General features: G+C 70.3%; 19 protein-coding genes. 5 read left to right on the top strand and 14 right to left on the bottom strand.

Annotation, left to right across the window (positions count from 1 at the left end; translation table 11 throughout):
* Positions 1–3: 3 nt before the first annotated feature.
* On the bottom strand, positions 4–852 hold the full coding sequence (locus tag ABFY03_RS25870; protein ID WP_346170949.1) for a 3-hydroxyacyl-CoA dehydrogenase family protein: 849 nt from the start codon (positions 850–852) through the stop codon (positions 4–6).
* Positions 853–1,198: 346 nt separating this feature from the next.
* Between ABFY03_RS25870 and ABFY03_RS25865 the strand changes: the two genes are divergently transcribed.
* Both ABFY03_RS25865 and ABFY03_RS25860 read left to right on the top strand, forming a co-directional pair.
* Positions 1,199–1,333 (top strand): hypothetical protein, encoded by a 135-nt coding sequence (locus ABFY03_RS25865; protein WP_386723592.1) that lies wholly within the window; start codon positions 1,199–1,201, stop codon positions 1,331–1,333.
* Positions 1,334–1,346: 13 nt separating this feature from the next.
* A complete protein-coding gene (locus ABFY03_RS25860; RefSeq protein WP_346170948.1) occupies positions 1,347–1,919 on the top strand; it encodes a cob(I)yrinic acid a,c-diamide adenosyltransferase in 573 nt (190 codons plus the stop codon).
* Here the strand turns inward: ABFY03_RS25860 and ABFY03_RS25855 are convergent.
* Positions 1,839–2,483, bottom strand: coding sequence for a hypothetical protein (locus ABFY03_RS25855; RefSeq protein ID WP_346170947.1), 645 nt, complete (start codon positions 2,481–2,483; stop codon positions 1,839–1,841). The genes ABFY03_RS25860 and ABFY03_RS25855 overlap by 81 nt on opposite strands.
* 172 nt (positions 2,484–2,655) lie before the next feature.
* On the opposite strand from ABFY03_RS25855, the gene ABFY03_RS25850 reads away from it, so the two are divergent.
* The 3 genes from ABFY03_RS25850 to ABFY03_RS25840 all read left to right on the top strand — a co-directional run bounded on the left by ABFY03_RS25850 (position 2,656) and on the right by ABFY03_RS25840 (position 6,460).
* On the top strand, positions 2,656–3,852 hold the full coding sequence (locus tag ABFY03_RS25850; protein WP_319009564.1) for a sensor histidine kinase: 1,197 nt from the start codon (positions 2,656–2,658) through the stop codon (positions 3,850–3,852).
* Positions 3,849–4,493, top strand: coding sequence for a response regulator transcription factor (locus tag ABFY03_RS25845; RefSeq protein ID WP_319009565.1), 645 nt, complete (start codon positions 3,849–3,851; stop codon positions 4,491–4,493). Before ABFY03_RS25850 ends, ABFY03_RS25845 begins: the two co-directional genes overlap by 4 nt.
* A 122-nt stretch (positions 4,494–4,615) precedes the next feature.
* Positions 4,616–6,460 carry a glycosyl hydrolase family 18 protein gene (locus ABFY03_RS25840; RefSeq protein ID WP_487222185.1) on the top strand — a complete coding sequence of 615 codons (1,845 nt, stop codon included), beginning with the start codon at positions 4,616–4,618 and terminating at the stop codon, positions 6,458–6,460.
* 59 nt (positions 6,461–6,519) lie between these two features.
* Here the strand turns inward: ABFY03_RS25840 and ABFY03_RS25835 are convergent, their stop codons facing one another.
* The 12 genes from ABFY03_RS25835 to ABFY03_RS25780 form a co-directional block, all read right to left on the bottom strand.
* Entirely contained in the window at positions 6,520–6,966 is a 447-nt protein-coding gene (locus ABFY03_RS25835) for a DUF2550 domain-containing protein (RefSeq protein WP_150233122.1), read from the bottom strand.
* A 147-nt stretch (positions 6,967–7,113) separates the two neighbouring features.
* Positions 7,114–7,488, bottom strand: coding sequence for a F0F1 ATP synthase subunit epsilon (locus ABFY03_RS25830; protein ID WP_031006240.1), 375 nt, complete (start codon positions 7,486–7,488; stop codon positions 7,114–7,116).
* 180 nt (positions 7,489–7,668) lie between these two features.
* Positions 7,669–9,108: a F0F1 ATP synthase subunit beta gene (gene atpD, locus ABFY03_RS25825; protein WP_031006242.1), complete on the bottom strand. Its 1,440-nt coding sequence runs from the start codon at positions 9,106–9,108 to the stop codon at positions 7,669–7,671.
* Positions 9,108–10,025: a F0F1 ATP synthase subunit gamma gene (locus ABFY03_RS25820; protein ID WP_319009566.1), complete on the bottom strand. Its 918-nt coding sequence runs from the start codon at positions 10,023–10,025 to the stop codon at positions 9,108–9,110. The genes atpD and ABFY03_RS25820 overlap by 1 nt, the downstream gene beginning before the upstream one ends.
* Positions 10,026–10,045: 20 nt before the next feature.
* Entirely contained in the window at positions 10,046–11,650 is a 1,605-nt protein-coding gene (gene atpA, locus ABFY03_RS25815; RefSeq protein ID WP_031006246.1) for a F0F1 ATP synthase subunit alpha, read from the bottom strand.
* 137 nt (positions 11,651–11,787) lie between these two features.
* Entirely contained in the window at positions 11,788–12,603 is an 816-nt protein-coding gene (locus tag ABFY03_RS25810) for a F0F1 ATP synthase subunit delta (protein ID WP_319009567.1), read from the bottom strand.
* A complete protein-coding gene (locus ABFY03_RS25805; RefSeq protein ID WP_319009568.1) occupies positions 12,600–13,145 on the bottom strand; it encodes a F0F1 ATP synthase subunit B in 546 nt (181 codons plus the stop codon). The genes ABFY03_RS25810 and ABFY03_RS25805 overlap by 4 nt, the downstream gene beginning before the upstream one ends.
* A 44-nt stretch (positions 13,146–13,189) precedes the next feature.
* Positions 13,190–13,420, bottom strand: coding sequence for an ATP synthase F0 subunit C (gene atpE / locus ABFY03_RS25800; protein WP_006346597.1), 231 nt, complete (start codon positions 13,418–13,420; stop codon positions 13,190–13,192).
* Positions 13,421–13,510: 90 nt separating this feature from the next.
* The gene (atpB, locus tag ABFY03_RS25795) at positions 13,511–14,320 is read right to left on the bottom strand and encodes a F0F1 ATP synthase subunit A (RefSeq protein ID WP_319009569.1); all 810 of its coding nucleotides are present in this window, start codon (positions 14,318–14,320) and stop codon (positions 13,511–13,513) included.
* Between the two features lie 225 nt (positions 14,321–14,545).
* A complete protein-coding gene (locus ABFY03_RS25790; protein ID WP_031006255.1) occupies positions 14,546–14,959 on the bottom strand; it encodes a Cg1360 family ATP-synthase-associated protein in 414 nt (137 codons plus the stop codon).
* Between the two features lie 283 nt (positions 14,960–15,242).
* Positions 15,243–16,550 carry an MraY family glycosyltransferase gene (locus ABFY03_RS25785; RefSeq protein ID WP_031006257.1) on the bottom strand — a complete coding sequence of 436 codons (1,308 nt, stop codon included), beginning with the start codon at positions 16,548–16,550 and terminating at the stop codon, positions 15,243–15,245.
* A gap of 108 nt (positions 16,551–16,658) precedes the next feature.
* Entirely contained in the window at positions 16,659–17,906 is a 1,248-nt protein-coding gene (locus tag ABFY03_RS25780; protein ID WP_346170946.1) for a serine hydroxymethyltransferase, read from the bottom strand.
* Positions 17,907–18,266: the final 360 nt, after the last annotated feature.

Raw genomic sequence — 18,266 nt, 5'->3', positions numbered from 1 at the left:
CGCTCAGTACGTGTAGAAGCCCTGCCCGCTCTTGCGGCCGATGTCACCCGCGTCCACCATCCGGCGCATCAGCTCCGGCGGCGCGAACTTCTCGTCCTGGGACTCGGTGTAGATGTTGTTCGCCGCGTTGACCAGGATGTCGATGCCGGTGAGGTCGGCGGTGGCGAGCGGGCCCATGGCGTGGCCGAAGCCCAGCTTGCAGGCGATGTCGATGTCCTCGGCGGTGGCGACGCCGGACTCGTACAGCTTGGCGGCCTCGACGACGAGGGCGGAGATCAGGCGGGTGGTGACGAAGCCGGCGACGTCGCGGTTGACGACGATGCAGGTCTTGCCGACGGACTCGGCGAACGCGCGGGCGGTGGCCAGGGTCTCGTCGCTCGTCTTGTGGCCGCGGACGAGCTCGACGAGCTGCATCATCGGCACCGGCGAGAAGAAGTGGACGCCGACGACGGCCTCCGGGCGCCCGGTCACCGCGGCGATCTTGGTGATCGGGATCGCGGAGGTGTTGGAGGCGAGGACGGCGCCGTCCTTGACGATCTTGTCGAGCGAGCGGAAGATCTCGTGCTTCACGTCGAGGTTCTCGAAGACGGCCTCGACGACGACGTCCGCGTCGGCCACGGCGTCGAGTTCGGTGGTGGCGGTGATCCGGCCGAGCGCCGCCTCGGCGTCCTCGGCGGTGAGCCGGCCCTTGGCGACGAACTTGTCGTACGACGCCTTGATGCCGTCGGTGCCGCGGGTCAGGGCGGTGTCGGTGACGTCGCGCAGGACGACGTCCCAGCCGGCCTGGGCCGAGACCTGAGCGATGCCGGACCCCATGAGTCCGGCCCCGATGACGGCGAGCTTCCCAGCCACGAATTCCACCCCTCAACACCTGTTCACTTCTGGCTCTCCGGCGGAGATTAGCGGGCCCGGGGCGCCATGTGACCGTGAAGTAATGCGCGTCACGCTCTCTTTGACGGACGTCACACTCGCGACACCCCCGTGGGGCCCGACGGCCCGGACGGCGGCGCGGCTCCCGGCCGGTGCGGGGCGTGCGGGGCGGGCGTCTCAGCCCTCGCGCACGGCGTACGCCAGGACCCCGCCAGACCCTGCGCTCCCCGTTCCAGATCTTCTTCGGCGCCCTGATGCCGCTGCTCTACCTGCTCCTCTTCGGGCCGCTGCTCACCGGGCTGCCGCTCGGCCGCGAGGGCGACTTCTGGTGGACGCGGTGCGGGAGGCGTACCTCGGGCACTACACGAGCCCGGCCATGCTCTCCGGGGTGCTGGTCGCCGCCGCCCTGACGGCGCTCGCCGTGACGGTCGGCACACGCGCGTTCCGGAGCGCCGGAGCGTAACTAGGCTGGTCCCATGGTCAATCTGACGCGCATCTACACCCGCACCGGCGACCAGGGCACGACGGCCCTGGGCGACATGAGCCGCACCGCCAAGACCGATCTGCGGATCGCGGCCTACGCCGACGCCAACGAGGCCAACGCCGTCATCGGCACCGCCATCGCGCTCGGCCGGCTCGACGAGGGCGTGGTGAAGGTCCTCGTCCGGGTCCAGAACGACCTGTTCGACGTGGGCGCGGACCTCGCCACCCCGGTCGTCGAGAACCCGGAGTACCCGCCGCTGCGGGTGGAGCAGTCGTACGTCGACAAGCTGGAGGCGGACTGCGACCGCTTCCTGGAGGAGCTGGACAAGCTGCGCTCCTTCATCCTGCCCGGCGGCACGCCCGGCGCGGCCCTGCTGCACCAGGCGTGCACGGTGGTCCGGCGGGCCGAGCGCTCGACCTGGGCCGCCATGGAGGTGCACGGCGAGACGATGAACCCGCTCACCGCGACCTACCTCAACCGCCTCTCAGACCTGCTCTTCATCCTTGCGCGGGTGGCGAACAAGGGGGTCGGGGACGTGCTCTGGGTCCCGGGCGGGGAGCGCTGAGCTCCGCTCCCGGCCTGCCTCCGGGTCGCCCGCCGGGGCCTTCTTCGGCCAGACCGCGTAGCTGAGGGCGATCAGGCCGTGGATGCCGACGGCCCGCCAGACTCCGCCGATCGAGGCCTCCAGCTTCGAGGTGTCGCCGGCGGCGCCGACGTACCGGACGGCGGCGAGGAGCAGCGCGGAGGCGACGGCGCCGGCGACCAGCGTGCCGAGCCAGATCTGGGCCTCGTGGCGGGCGCGCGCCATGCCGTGGCGGGGCGGCTTCGGGGGCGGCGGGCCGCCGCCGAAGCGGTGGGCGGCGTGGCCGTCGAGCCACTTCACGGTGCGGTGCCCGTGTCCGACGGTGTAGCCGATGTAGATCGCGGCGAGGCCGTGCCGCCAGCTGGGCTCGGCGCCGTTCCTGAGGTCGATCGCGGAGACGACCAGGAGCAGGACCTCCAGGAGGGGCTCGCACAGCAGCAGCGCCGCGCCCAGCCTCGGCATGCGCAGCAGGTAGCGGGCGCCGAGTCCGGCGGCCAGCAGGACCCAGAACCCCACCTCGCAGACCACGATCATCGTGACGATCACGGGCTTCCCCTTTCCTTCCCCCGTCGGTTCCCTCCCAGCGTCCCGTGCGGGCGGGCCCGGATCGTCGTCGCGGGTGAGGAAACCCGCCTACATCCTTCGATGGAGGCGCGCCCGGGCCCGGATCGGCCCGGACGCCGACGTCCGGGGGCCGGCGGGCGTGTTGGATGGGTACGTGACCCTCCCCCGCCCGCACCGCCATGACGTGCTCATCGCCCTCGCCGGTCTCTCCGTCGGCGTGCTGCTCTGGTCGTACGGGCTGTACACCACCGGCGACCGCGTCTTCGACCAGCGCTGGGCGGCGCTCGTCCCGCTGTCGGCGATGGCCGTGGCGGAGGCGCTGCGCCGGGCGGCCCCGCAGACCGCGCTGCTCCTGGGCACCCTGGCCATCGTGGGCGACCAGTTCACCAACGGGAACCTGGCCACGGTCCTGATGTTCACGGACGTCGTCTACGCGGCGGTCGTCTACGGCACCCCGGCGCAGGCGCGCCGCATCCCGTACACCACCGCGCTGGTCACCGTCGCCGCCACGGCGGCGTTCCTGGTCTGGTGGCAGAACGCGATCGCCCTGCTGGTCGGCGTCATCACCGGCATGGTCTCCTTCCTTCCCGCCGTCACCGGTTCGATCGTGCGCAACCACCGCGAGGCCGCCGAGGCCGCCCGGCTGCGCGCCGAGCAGACGGCGCTGCTGGCCGAGATGGACCGGGCCCAGGCGGTGGTGGCGGAGCGGGCGCGGATGGCGCGGGAGCTGCACGACATGGTGGCCAACCACCTCTCGGCGATCGCGATCCACTCGACGGCGGCGCTCTCCCTGGACGATCCCGGTACCACCCGGCAGGCGCTGTCGGTGATCCGGGAGAACAGCGTGGCGGGGCTCGCGGAGATGCGGCGGCTGATCGGGCTGTTGCGGGACAGCGGCGCGGAGGCCGAGCCGGCCGCGACGGCGACCCTGGCGGGTCTCGACGCGCTCGTCGGGCAGGCGCGGGCGAACGGCACGGCCGGCGGGCTGCGCTTCACCCTGGACGACGCCCGGCGGGAGGGTCCGGGACTGCCGGCGCCGGTGGAGCTGGCCGCGTACCGGATCGTGCAGGAGTCGCTGACGAACGCGCTGAAGCACGCGGTGCCGGGCGAGGTCCGGGTGGCGCTGGCGCACCGGGACGGGGCGCTGCGGGTGACGGTGACGAGCCCGTACGGGCAGCGGCCGGGGCCGCGCGCGCCGGGGTCGGGGGCGGGCCTGGTGGGCATGCGGGAGCGGGTGGCGCTGCTCGGCGGCTCCCTGGAGGCCGGTCCGGTGACCGGGGACGGGGGCGCGGAGGTGTGGCGGGTGCGGGCGGAGCTGCCCGTGGGAGCGAGCGAGGAGGAGCGGGCATGACGGTGCGGGTGGTGGTGGCCGAGGACCAGGCGGCGGTACGGGCCGGGCTGGTGCTGATCCTGGGCAGCGCGCCGGACATCGAGGTGGTCGGGGAGGCCGAGGACGGCGAGCGGGCGGTGGAGCTGGCCCGGGAGCTCCGCCCCGACCTGGTGCTGATGGATGTGCAGATGCCCCGGATGGACGGGGTGACGGCGACCCGTCTGGTGGTGGCGGAGGGGCTCGCGGACGTGCTCGTGCTGACCACCTTCGACCTGGACGAGTACGTCTTCGGGGCGCTGCGGGCGGGGGCGTCGGGCTTCCTGCTGAAGAACGCGGACGCGCGGGAGCTGGTCGAGGCGGTCCGGACGGTGGCGCGGGGGGAGGGACTGATCGCGCCGGCGGTGACCCGGCGGCTGATCGCGGAGTTCGCCTCCCCGTCGCCGCCGGTACGGAGTGACCCGGCGGCCCTGGACGGGCTGACGCCGCGCGAGCGGGAGGTGCTGGCGGCGCTGGGGGCGGGGCTGTCGAACGCGGAGGTGGCGGTCCGCCTGGACATGGCGGAGGCGACGGTGAAGACGCACGTCAGCAAGGTGCTGGGGAAGCTGGGGCTGCGCAGCCGGGTCCAAGCGGCGGTCCTGGCACGGGAGTTGGGCCTTCAGTAGACCGGAAGCGACGTTGGTCTGGACCTCTTGACGATTGGTCCAGACCTTCCTACGCTCGCGGGGCGCGCGCAACTCTCCACGGACCACCCCCACCCCGAACGTCCGCAACTTGAGGAGCACCGTTGAGCACTCAAGCACCGACGCGCCGAAGAGGACTCAAGGCGAAGGCCGCCGCCGGCCTGACCGCCCTGGCCCTCCCCCTCGCCGCGATGGTCGGCCTCGCCTCCCCCGCGGAGGCCGCCACCTCGGTCACCGCGACCTATACCAAGACCCAGGACTGGGGCACCGGCTTCGGCGCCAACTGGACCATCAAGAACACCGGCACCACCACCATCTCCTCCTGGAACCTGGAGTGGGACTACCCCTCCGGCACCAGGGTCACCTCCGCGTGGGACGCCACCGTCACCAACAGCGGCGACCACTGGACCGCCAAGAACGTCGGCTGGAACGGCACCCTGGCCCCCGGCGCCTCCGTCTCCTTCGGCTACAACGGCACCGGCTCCGGCGCCCCCTCCGGCTGCAAGATCAACGGCGCCTCCTGCGACGGCACCCAGCAGCCGGGCGACGCCCCGCCCTCGGCCCCCGGCACCCCGACCGCCTCGAACGTCACCGACACCTCGGTGAAGCTCAGCTGGGGCGCGGCCACCGACGACAAGGGCGTCAAGAACTACGACGTCCTGCGCGACGGCACCAAGGTGACCACCACCACGGGCCTCACCTACACGGACCAGGGCCTCACCGCCGGCACCGACTACAGCTACACCGTCGTCGCCCGCGACACCGCCGACCAGACCGGCCCCGCCGCCGGCCCCGTCGCGGTCCGCACCACCGGCGGCGGCACCCAGCCCCCGCCGAAGGCCGTCAAGATGGGCTACTTCACCAACTGGGGCGTCTACGGCCGCAACTACCACGTGAAGAACATCGTGACCTCGGGCTCCGCGTCCAAGATCACCCACATCAACTACGCCTTCGGCAACGTCCAGGGCGGCAAGTGCACCATCGGCGACGCCTACGCCGACTACGACAAGGCCTACACCGCCGACCAGTCCGTCGACGGCGTCGCCGACACCTGGGACCAGCCGCTGCGCGGCAACTTCAACCAGCTGCGCAAGCTGAAGAAGGCGTACCCGAACATCAAGATCCTCTGGTCCTTCGGCGGCTGGACCTGGTCCGGCGGCTTCGGCCAGGCCGTGCAGAACCCGGCCGCGTTCGCGCAGTCCTGCTACGACCTGGTCGAGGACCCGCGCTGGGCCGACGTCTTCGACGGCATCGACCTGGACTGGGAGTACCCGAACGCCTGCGGTCTCACCTGTGACACCAGCGGCGCCGCGTCCTTCAAGAACATGATGCAGGCCATGCGCGCCAAGTTCGGCGCCAACAACCTGGTCACCGCGGCCGTCACGGCCGACGCCTCCGCCGGCGGCAAGATCGACGCCGCCGACTACGCGGGCGCCGCGCCGTACTACGACTGGCTCAACGTGATGACGTACGACTTCTTCGGCGCCTGGGAGGCGAAGGGCCCGACCGCCCCGCACTCCCCGCTGACCTCGTACGCCGGCATCCCGCAGGCGGGCTTCAACTCCGCCGAGGCGATCGCCAAGTTCAAGGCCAAGGGCGTCCCGGCGAACAAGCTGCTGCTCGGCATCGGCTTCTACGGCCGCGGCTGGACCGGCGTCACCCAGTCCGCCCCCGGCGGCACGGCGACCGGCCCGGCGCAGGGCACCTACGAGCAGGGCATCGAGGACTACAAGGTCCTCAAGACCTCCTGCCCGTCCAACGGCACCGTCGCCGGCACCGCCTACGCCCACTGCGGCACCAACTGGTGGAGCTACGACACCCCCGCCACCGTCACCTCCAAGATGAGCTGGGCCAAGAACCAGGGCCTCGGCGGCGCCTTCTTCTGGGAGTTCAGCGGTGACACCACCAACGGCGAACTCGTGAACGCCATCAACGGCGGACTGAGCTAGCACCCCGGGCACGACGAAGCGGGGGACGGTGCAGCACACCGTCCCCCGCTTCAGCCGTTCTACGCGACGTTCACCCTCTGGCCGGGAGGCGCCGCCTCCAGCCAGGCCATGAAGCCGGTCCGGGCGTCCTCGCTCATCGCGAGCTCCAGCCGGACCCCGTTGTACATGCAGGGCTGGATCACCGAGTCGGACAGGAGCGCCAGCTCCTCCTCGCCCTCCGGCATCCGGCGCTCCAGGGCCACGATGGCCGAGCGCTCCAGGAACCGGCGCGGCCGGGGCGCGTACGAGAAGACCCGGAACCAGGCGATCTCGTCACCGCTGTACCGGGCCACGCCGTACACCCAGCCCTTGCCGGACAGGTCCGGCTCCTCCGGAACGTCCCAGCGCAGCGAACAGTCGAAGGTGCCGCCGGCCCGCTGGATCAGCCGCCGGCGCAAGCCGAAGACGAAGAGCCCGATCACCACCAGTGCGACGACCAGGCCGCACACGAGCAGCGCGAGGAACATCTTCACCGACCTCCTCGCTGCGTCCCGTGACCGGCGCCGCCGGCCTCACCGAATACAACCTGCATCTGCATCGCCTCAGCCGCGGCACGGTCTGGAACATTCCAGCCGTGCCGCGGCTGAGGGCACTACTCTTCGGTCGCGGGTCCGCTAGCGGACCGCTACCGCGCGCAGCCGGACCTCGGCGCGCCGCTCGGCGGCGGCGTCCTCGTCCGACTTCGCACGCTCCAGCGCGCGCTCGGCGCGCTGGGCGTCGATCTCGTCCGCCAGCTCGGCGATCTCCGCCAGCAGCGACAGCTTGTCGTCCGCGAAGGAGATGAAACCGCCGTGGACGGCGGCCACGACGGTGGCGCCCTCGCTCGTGCGGATGGTCACCGGGCCCGACTCCAGCACACCGAGCAGCGGCTGGTGACCGGGCATGACGCCGATGTCGCCGGAGGTGGTACGCGCGATGACCAGGGTGGCCTCGCCGGACCAGACACTCCGGTCCGCGGCGACCAGCTCGACATGCAGCTCAGCAGCCAAGGGTGGGCTCCTCGGTTCACCACCCGGCGGGCCGGCCGGGTGTTGGGTCAAAGTCTAGTAGGGCGCCCGGCACCGAAGTGCCGGAGCCCGCCCCCGGCGGGTGAGAGCCGGAGGATGCAGCTAGGGGGCGTGGTGAGGGGGGCGGGAGCGGATCCCGCCCCCCTCGGGCGAGCACGGGGCTCAGGAGACGCCGAGCTCCTTGGCGTTCTTCTTGAGGTCCTCGAGACCACCACACATGAAGAAGGCCTGCTCCGGGAAGTGGTCGAACTCACCGTCGCAGATCGCGTTGAACGCGGCGATCGACTCGTCGAGCGGAACGTCCGAACCGTCCACACCGGTGAACTGCTTGGCGGCGTGGGTGTTCTGCGACAGGAAGCGCTCGACACGGCGGGCGCGGTGGACGACGAGCTTGTCCTCCTCGCTCAGCTCGTCGATACCGAGGATCGCGATGATGTCCTGGAGGTCCTTGTACTTCTGCAGGATGCCCTTGACGCGCATGGCGGCGTCGTAGTGGTCCTGCGCGATGTAGCGCGGGTCCAGGATCCGGGACGTGGAGTCCAGCGGGTCCACGGCCGGGTAGATGCCCTTCTCGGAGATCGGACGGGAGAGAACCGTCGTCGCGTCGAGGTGGGCGAAGGTGGTCGCCGGCGCCGGGTCGGTGAGGTCGTCGGCGGGGACGTAGATCGCCTGCATCGAGGTGATCGAGTGACCACGGGTCGAGGTGATGCGCTCCTGGAGGAGACCCATCTCGTCGGCCAGGTTCGGCTGGTAACCCACCGCGGAGGGCATACGGCCGAGCAGGGTCGACACCTCGGAACCGGCCTGGGTGAAGCGGAAGATGTTGTCGATGAAGAACAGCACGTCCTGCTTCTGCACATCGCGGAAGTACTCCGCCATGGTCAGACCGGCGAGGGCCACACGGAGACGGGTGCCCGGGGGCTCGTCCATCTGGCCGAAGACCAGGGCGGTCTTGTCGAGGACGCCCGAGTCCTCCATCTCCGCGATGAGGTCGTTGCCCTCACGCGTACGCTCGCCGACACCGGCGAACACGGAAACACCCTCGTGCAGCTTGGCCACACGCATGATCATTTCCTGGATCAGAACGGTCTTGCCGACACCGGCGCCACCGAACAGACCGATCTTTCCACCCTTGACGTACGGGGTGAGAAGGTCGACGACCTTCAGGCCGGTCTCGAACATCTCGGTCTTCGACTCGAGCTGGTCGAACGCCGGGGCCTTGCGGTGGATGGACCAGCGCTCGCCGACCTCGGACTCGGCCTCCGGCTCGTTCAGGATCTGACCGAGCGTGTTGAACACGCGGCCCTTGGTGACGTCGCCGACGGGCACCGTGATGCCGTCGCCGGTGTCGACCACGGGGGCCTGGCGGACCAGACCGTCGGTGGGCTGCATCGAGATGGTGCGGACCATGCCGTCACCGAGGTGCTGCGCGACCTCGAGGGTCAGCGTCTTGGTGCCCTCGCCGGCCGAGTCCGGAACCTCGACGTTCAGCGCGTTGTAGATCTCCGGCATCGCGTCGACGGGGAACTCCACGTCGACGACCGGGCCGATGACCCGGGCGACGCGGCCCGTGGCAGCGGCGGTCTCAACAGAGGTCGTCATTACTTGTCACTCCCCGCGGTCGCGTCGGCCAGGGCTGCGGAGCCACCGACGATCTCGCTGATTTCCTGGGTGATTTCGGCCTGTCGGGCCGCGTTGGCAAGTCGGGTCAGGCTGGTGATCAGCTCGCCCGCGTTGTCGGTCGCCGACTTCATCGCGCGCCGCGTCGCGGCGTGCTTCGACGCCGACGACTGGAGCAGCGCGTTGTAGATGCGGCTCTCGACGTAGCGCGGCAGGAGGGCGTCCAGGACGTCCTCCGCCGACGGCTCGAAGTCGTACAGCGGACGGAGCGTGTCCGTCTCGCCGGCCTCCTTCGCCACCTCGTCGAGGCTGAGGGGCAGCAGCCGGGCCTCGACCGCCGTCTGCGTCATCATCGAGACGAACTCGGTGTAGACGATGTGGAGCTCGTCCACACCACCCTCGGCCGTCGCCTTCTCGATCGCCTCGATCAGCGGCTCGCCGATCCGCTTGGCGTCCGCGTACGTCGGCTCGTCCGTGAAGCCCGCCCACGTGTCGGCCAGCTTGCGCTCACGGAAGTTGAAGTGCGCGATGCCACGACGGCCGACGACGTAGATGTCGACCGCCTTGCCCTCGCCCTCCAGCCGCTTGATGAGCTGCTCCGCCGCCTTGATGGCGTTGGAGTTGAAGGCGCCGGCCAGGCCGCGGTCGCTCGACAGGAGCAGAACCGCGGCGCGGGTCGGGTTCTCGGCCTCGGTGGTCAGCGGGTGCTTGTCGTTGGCGCCCGTGGCCACCGCGGTCACCGCGCGGGTGAGCTCGGTGGCGTACGGGGTCGACGACTGCACCTTGCGCTGAGCCTTGACCACGCGCGAGGCGGCGATCATCTCCATCGCCTTGGTGATCTTCTTCGTCGCGGTGACGGATTTGATGCGACGCTTGTAGACCCGGAGCTGCGCTCCCATGAGTCAGGTCCCTTCCGTCGTCACTTCGAGACGTTGACGGCGGCGGGAGCGGCAGCGTCCTCGCCGAGCAGCTTGCCGTCAGAGGTCTCGAACTGCTTCTTGAACTCCGCGATGGCGTCGGCCACGGCCGTCAGGGTGTCGTCCGACATCTTCTTGCCCTCGCGGATGGAGGTCATGAGGCCGGAGTGGTTCTGGCGGAGGTACGCCAGGAGCTCGGCCTCGAAGCGACGGATGTCGGCGACCGGGACGTCGTCCATCTTGCCGGTGGTGCCGGCCCAGACGGAGACGACCTGGTTCTCGGTCGGCATCGGCTGGTACTGAGCCTGCTTGAGCAGCTCGACCATCCGCTGACCGCGCTCCAGCTGCGCCTTCGAGGCCGCGTCCAGGTCGGAACCGAAGGCGGCGAACGCCTCCAGCTCACGGAACTGGGCGAGGTCCACGCGGAGGCGACCGGCGATCTGCTTCATGGCCGGGTGCTGGGCGGAGCCACCGACACGGGAGACCGAGATACCGACGTTCAGGGCCGGGCGCTGGCCGGCGTTGAACAGGTCGGACTCCAGGAAGCACTGGCCGTCGGTGATGGAGATGACGTTGGTCGGGATGAACGCCGAGACGTCGTTGGCCTTGGTCTCGACGATCGGCAGACCGGTCATCGAGCCGGCACCCAGCTCGTCCGAGAGCTTGGCGCAGCGCTCGAGCAGGCGGGAGTGCAGGTAGAAGACGTCACCCGGGTAGGCCTCGCGGCCCGGCGGACGGCGCAGCAGCAGCGACACGGCGCGGTAGGCGTCGGCCTGCTTCGACAGGTCGTCGAAGACGATCAGGACGTGCTTGCCCTGGTACATCCAGTGCTGGCCGATGGCCGAGCCGGTGTACGGGGCGAGGTACTTGAAGCCGGCCGGGTCGGACGCCGGGGCGGCGACGATCGTCGTGTACTCGAGCGCGCCGGCCTCCTCCAGGGCGCCGCGCACGGACGCGATGGTGGAGCCCTTCTGGCCGACGGCGACGTAGATGCAGCGGACCTGCTTGTTCACGTCGCCCGAGCGCCAGTTGTCGCGCTGGTTGATGATCGTGTCGACGGCCAGGGCGGTCTTGCCCGTCTGGCGGTCGCCGATGATCAGCTGACGCTGGCCGCGGCCGACCGGGGTCATGGCGTCGACGGCCTTGTAGCCGGTCTCCATCGGCTCGTGGACCGACTTACGGGCCATGACGCCCGGGGCCTGCAGCTCGAGGGCGCGGCGGCCCTCGGTCGCGATCTCGCCGAGACCGTCGATCGGGTTGCCGAGCGGGTCGACGACGCGACCCAGGTATCCCTCGCCGACGCCGACGGAGAGGACCTCGCCGGTGCGCTGCACCGACTGCCCCTCCTCGATGCCGCTGAACTCGCCGAGGACGATCGCGCCGATCTCGCGCTCTTCGAGGTTCAGCGCGAGGCCGAGGGTGCCGTCCTCGAACTTCAGCAGCTCGTTCGCCATGGCCGAGGGAAGACCCTCGACCTTCGCGATGCCGTCGCCGGCCAGGCTGACCGTGCCGACCTCCTCGCGCGAGGCCGCGTCCGGCTGGTACGACTGGACGAAGGTCTCCAGTGCGTCCCGGATCTCCTCCGGCCGGATCGTGAGCTCCGCCATCTGGGTTCCCTGCTCTCCTTGTTGGGCCCGAAGTTTCTTAAGGGGTCTGGGGGCCGACCCCCAGGAATCTTCTGCAATCTCTGCACGGCCCAACCGGGCCGCTGTGATGCGTGTTGTGTTGCCGGCGGCTGCTGCCGTCAGCCGGCCAGCCGCCGCTTCGCCTCGCCGAGGCGCTCGGAGACCGTGCCGTCGATGACCTCGTCACCGACTCGCACCGAGATCCCGCCGAGGACCGCGGGGTCCACGTCCAGGTTCAGGTGCATCTCGCGGCCGTACAGCTTCGCGAGGACGCCTCCGAGGCGCTGCTTCTGCTGATCGGTCAGCGGGACCGCCGAGGTGACGACGGCGACCATCCGGTCCCGGCGCGCCGCGGCGAGCTTGGACAGGGACTCGAGTCCCGCTTCCAGGCTACGTCCCCGGGGCTGGGTCACCAGACGGACGACCAGACGCTCGGTGGTCGAGTGGGCCTTTCCGCCGAGCAGGCTGCGGAGCAGCTCGCCCTTGGCGGTGGCCGTGGCGGTCTTGTCCGTCAGCGCCGAGCGGAGCTCGGTGCTGGAGGACACGATCCGGCCGAACCGGAACAGCTCGTCCTCGACGGAGTCGAGGGCGCCCGCCTTCTGGGCCGCGGTGAGGTCGGCGGTGTTCGCCAGCTCCTCGACCGAGTCGACCAGGTCGCGCGAGCGCGACCAGCGGGACCGGACCATGCCGGAGACCAGATCGACGGTCTCCCCGCCCACCTGACCGGTCAGGAGTCGCTGCGCGAGCTCGGCCTTGGCCTCACCCGCCTGCGCGGGGTCGGTCAGGACCCGGCGCAGCGACACCTCGCGGTCGAGCAGGGCGGTGACTGCGGCCAGCTCGTCCGCCAGCTTCGTCGCGTCGACCGAGGTGTTGTCGGTCAGCGCGTCGAGGGACTCGCGGGCGGCGGCCAGTGCCTCACGGCTCGCTCCGTTCATCGGACGGCCTCAGCCTTCTCCTCGAGCTCGTCGAGGAAGCGGTCGATCGTGCGGCTCTGGAGGGCGGTGTCCTGGAGGGACTCGCCGACCAGCTTGCCGGCCAGGTCGCTGGCGAGCTTGCCGACGTCCTGGCGCAGGGAGGCGGCCGCGGCCTTGCGGTCGGCCTCGATCTGCGTGTGGCCGGCGGCGATGATCTCCTCGCGCTGGCGCTGGCCCTCCGCCTTCATCTCCTGGATGATCGCGGTGCCCTGCTCCGTCGCCTCCTGGCGGAGACGCGCGGCCTCGTGGCGGGCCTCGGCAAGCTGTGCCTTGTACTGCTCCAGCACACTCTGAGCCTCGATCTGGGCCGACTCGGCCTTCTCGATGCCACCCTCGATGGCCTCGCGGCGCTCGACCAGAACCTTGTTGATGTTCGGGAGGAGCTTCTTGGCGAGGAAGCCGAAGACGATGACGAAGGCGATCAGGCCGATGACGAGCTCGTCAAGATGCGGGAGGAGGGGGGGCTGGGGCTCCCCCTCGGCCGCAAGAAGCAGAGCGTTCACATCAGTGCCTTCCGTGAAAATGTGGCTGTCGTCGAGAAGCAGGCTTAGTAGACGAAGCCCATGACGATGCCGATGAGGGCGAGCGCCTCACAGAAGGCGAAACCCATGATCTGGTTGGTGCGGATCAGGCCGGCCGCCTCGGGCTGGCGGGCGAGGGCCTGGGTGCCGTTACCGAAGATGATGCCGACGCCGACGCCGGGGCCGATCGCGGCGAGGCCGTAACCGATGGCGGCGACGTTGCCTTCGACAGCAGCAAGGGTCTGGAGAGCGGACATGCCGGTTCTTCCTTCTCTTTCAAGGACCCGGTGGGGGTTGGCCACCGGAGACTGCGGGGTGGGTGGAGGAGCTGGTCCGTGGCAGGGGGCTCAGTGGTGCTCGGAGAGCGCGCCCTGGACGTAGCTGCAGGCCAGGAGGACGAAGACGTACGCCTGGACGGCCTGGATGAAGAGCTCGAAGGCGGTCATCACGAGGACCATCACGAAGGACGTGCCCGCGTAGACGACGCCGATGCCGTTGAGCAGGTACCAGGAGGCCAGCGAGAACATCACGATCAGCAGGTGACCGGCGAACATGTTCGCGAACAGTCGGACCGCGTGCGTGAAGGGCCGGATGATCAGGTTCGAGAAGAACTCGAGGACGACGACCAGCGGCAGGATCGGGCCGAGCGACTTGTCCCAGCCGACGATGTTCTTCCAGCCGCCGACGAAGCCGTGCTTCTTGAAGGTCAGCGTCACCCAGAGCACGTAGACGATCAGCGCGAGGGCCGCCGGGAAGGCGATCAGCGAGGTGACCGGGAACTGGGCGAGCGGGATGATCGACCAGAGGTTCATCATCCAGACGAGGAAGAACATCGAGACCATGAAGGGGACGTACTTCTCGCCGTCCTTCTTGCCGATGATCTCGTAGACGATGCCGCGGCGCACGAAGTCGTAACCGGCCTCGCCGACCATCTGCATCTTGCCGGGGACCAGCTTCGGCTTGCGGAAGGCCGCCCAGAAGAAACCGACCACCACGACCGAGCTCAGGACCGCGAGCAGCATGGGCTTGGTCAGCTCGAAGCTGCCCCACGTCGCGATCGGCTCGTAGATGAACGTGTGCAGGCCCGGAGCCGGGAAGCCACATCCGGTGAAGATGTGGCAATCCGGGTCGAAGGCAAGCGTCTGGTCAGCACTCACCGCGGGCTCCTTCAGCGTGGCGCATAGGTACGGCAACCTCGTTGTGTCGGCGCGGCGCGCAGCCGCGGGTCGGCACTGGACTGGTCTTACGGATAAGGGGGCGGCGGTTCGGCATCGAGCCTCGCGCTGGGACAGGCGCCGCTTCGGATGCCCGCGCCCGCAGTGCCGCAGTTGGCACCGGACGATAGCAGGAAGCAGAACGCGTCTTTATACCGGCCCTACCCCTCACGGCTTCGAACCCGTTTTCTCGGGCTCGACGTACGCGATCTTGGCCTTCATGTAGGCACGGGCCTGGGCCGCGACCCACACCACGGTCGCCGCGAGCAGCGTGAAGGCGAACGCCTTGAAGTCGAACACCGTGGTGCCCTTCAGCAAGGCCAGGAAGACGAAGAGAACCAGCAGCTGGGTCGTGTAGAGCAAGAGCCCCATGGCCTGGAACAGCTGCGGAAGTTTCTTTGCCGTCCGCTGGAGCACCAGCATCCCGATGCCCATGAAGAGGATCACGACCAGGGTGCCGAGCACGGCGCCGATCGCCCCCTTCCCGCCGGCGACGATCCCGCTGACGACCGTGGCGATGGCGCCGACGGCGGCAGTGGGTACGACGGCCGAGAGAAGAAGGCGTGCGTCGGTGGAAGGCATGGCGGTGTCTCCGCTTGCTGGAGGGGGCGATGGTGTCGTCAGGGACGAGCGTATGCCCGGTCCGAGGTGGGTCTCGGGGCCAACAGACCGTCGCACTACGGTCTTTCGGCACTGTCGCCGGGTCTCGTGAACCGTATCACAAACTATTTGAATAGGTCTTTACTCATGGGTGTGCCAACTGTCACACATGAGGGCTACAACGCGCGGTTGTGCGCGACAGCGAGGTGGCTTGTCTGGTATTGGGCGCCGCTGCGGCATTCGGACGGGCGTCCTTGACGCCACGTCAACTCGGCGTTCCGGCCTTCCGCCGGTCGGAGAAGCGCGAACGGTGACCGATGGCCGTCGAGCCGTGCAGCCCGGCCGGCACCGGAACCCGCTCGTCCGCGGCGGCCTCGTGCTCCGGCTCCGGTTCGGGCACCGGCTTGCGGCGCCGGTACCGCGGCGGGACGACGGCCTCCGCCCAGCGGGGCGCCCGCGGCGAGAAGCGCGGCAGCAGGAGGAGCACCAGACCGATGGCGCTCAGCACGGTGATGACCAGCACGATCCACATCGACGTCGAGTGCACCGAGTACGCGAGCGTGCCGAAGGCGATCAGCGCCGACCAGAAGTACATGATCAGCACCGCCCGGCTGTGCGAGTGGCCGATCTCCAGGAGCCGGTGGTGCAGGTGGCCGCGGTCGGCGGCGAAGGGCGACTGGCCCTTCCAGGTGCGCCGCACGATCGCCAGGACCAGGTCGGTCATCGGGATCGCGATGATGGTCAGCGGCAGGATCAGCGGGATGAAGACCGGCAGGGCCGCGTGGGTGGCCTCGCGGGTCGAGCCCTCGAAGATCTTCAGGGTGTCGGGGTCCACCTGGCCGGTGATCGAGATGGCGGACGCGGCCAGGATCAGCCCGATCAGCATCGAGCCGGAGTCGCCCATGAAGATCCGCGCCGGGTGCATGTTGTGCGGGAGGAAGCCCAGGCACATGCCCATGAGGATCGCGGCGAAGAGGGTCGCGGGGGCCGCCGCCTCGATCGTGTAGCCGTACCAGAGCCGGTACGCGTACAGGAAGAAGGCGCCGGTGGCGATGCAGACCATGCCGGCGGCGAGGCCGTCGAGGCCGTCCACGAAGTTGACCGCGTTGATCGTGAGGACCACCAGGGCGACCGTCAGCAGCGTGCCCTGCCACTGGGTCAGGGCGACCGTGCCGACGCCGGGGATGGGCAGCCACAGGATCGTCAGGCCCTGCGCCACCATGACGCCGGCCGAGATCATCTGGGCGCCCAGCTTGATCAGCGCGTCCAGTTCGAACTTGTCGTCCAGGACGCCGATCAGCCAGATCAGCGCGGCGCCGGAGAGCAGCGCCCGCGGCTCGTTCGACTGGTCGAAGACGCTGTTGAGGTTCTGGAGGTGGTCGGCGACGAGCAGGCCCGCGCAGAGACCGAAGAACATGGCGATGCCACCGAGCCGCGGAGTCGGTTCTCGGTGCACGTCCCGCGCGCGGATCTCCGGCATCGCGCCGGTCGCGATGGCGAACTTCCGCACCGGACCGGTCAGCAGATAGGTCACCGCGGCCGTGACACAGAGCGTCAGCAGGTAATCACGCACGGGCTGTCCCCACAGGAATCGCTGGCCATCTCAGCCCCACACCCTAGCCGTGCCGTCCATGTGGTTGGAGACACCGGGGGCCGCGGAACGGTTGCGGCCGCCCCCGGCTCACCGTCCATACGGGGGAAAACTCCTGGTCAGCTCGCGTACCTCGGCCCGTACCCGAGCCGTCTCCTCCGGTTCATCGCGCAGCGCCGCGGTGAACAGGGCGGCGATCCTGGCCATCTCCGGGGCGCCCATCCCCTGCGTGGTGATCGCGGCGGTGCCCAGCCGGATCCCGCGCCCGTCCCCGTAGGGCAGCGCGCAGGTGTCCAGGACCATGCCGGCCGCGGCGAGCCGGGCGCGGGCGGTGCGGCCGTCGACGTCGAGCGGGGAGGGGTCGGCGGTGATGAGGTGGGTGTCGGTGCCGCCGGTGGTCAGCGCGAAGCCCTCCGCGGCGAGCGCGGCCGCCAGCACGCGCGCGTGGTCGACCACCCGATGGGCGTACGCGGTGAACGCCGGAGTGGACGCCTCCCCCAGGGCCACCGCCTTCGCGGCGATGGTGTGCATCTGGGCGCCGCCCTGGGTGAACGGGAAGACGGCACGGTCCACCCGCTCGGCCAGCTCCGCCGTGCACAGCACCATCCCGCCGCGCGGGCCGCGGAGCACCTTGTGGGTGGTGGCGCAGACGACGTCGGCGTACGGCACCGGGTTCGGCGCCGCTCCCCCGGCGACCAGCCCGATGGGGTGGGCGGCGTCGGCGATCAGATAGGCGCCGACCTCGTCGGCGACGGCCCGGAAGAGGGCGTAGTCGGGGTGGCGGGGGTAGGAGATCGAGCCGCAGACGATCGCCTTCGGCCGGTGGTGACGCGCGAGCGCGGCGAGCTGCTCGTAGTCGATGAGCCCGGTCTCGGGGTCGACGCCGTACGGGACGAAGTCGAACCAGCGGCCGGAGAAGTTCGCCGGCGAACCGTGGGTGAGGTGCCCGCCCTGGTCCAGGCCCAGGGCGAGGACCGTGTCACCGGGCCTGAGAAGGGCCGCGTACGCCGCCAGGACGGCCGAGGAGCCCGAGTGCGGCTGCAGGTTCGCGTGATCCGCTCCGAAGAGCGCGGTGGCCCGTTCCACGGCGATCCGCTCGGCGGCGTCGGCGTACGCGCAGCCGCCGTGGTACCGGGCGCCGGGGTACCCCTCGGCGTACTTGTTCGCGAGCGGCGACCCCAGCGTCGCGAGCACCGCCGGCGAGGTGAAGTTCTCCGCCGCGATCAGCTGCAGCGTCTCGGCCTGCCGCCGCGCCTCCCCGAGCAGCACGTCGGCGATCTCCGGATCCTGCCGCCGCAGGACGTCGAGGACCTCATCGGGTGGCGCGCTGACGGACATGGCTGACTCCGTGCCTGGAGGGACGTAGCACCAATGTAGGCGCGCGGTCCCCCCCGCGCCCCCTGGACGTCACCCCCGCGTCGGGACGCCCGTCAGGGCCGTGACGACCGGGAGCCTGTCCTGGACGCGCCCTCTCGCACCGATCGGCCCCGGGGGCCTCCCGGGCTTCGGGGCGCTGCGTCGGCCTCCGGCCGCCGGGGCCGGGGCAGCAGGGCCGCGCTCCCCCGTCACCCCCGCGTCGGGACACCCGTCAGGGCCGTGACGACCGGGAGCCTGTCCCGGACGCGCCCTCTCGCACCGATCGGCCCCGGGGGGCCTCCCGGGCTTCGGGGCGCTGCGTCGGCCTCCGGCCGCCGGGGC

It is taken from the genome of Streptomyces roseofulvus (assembly GCF_039534915.1).
Lineage (GTDB): Bacteria > Actinomycetota > Actinomycetes > Streptomycetales > Streptomycetaceae > Streptomyces > Streptomyces roseofulvus.
The sequence above is the reverse complement of the archived record's forward strand: the minus strand, read 5'-3'. Positions and strand labels throughout refer to the sequence as shown.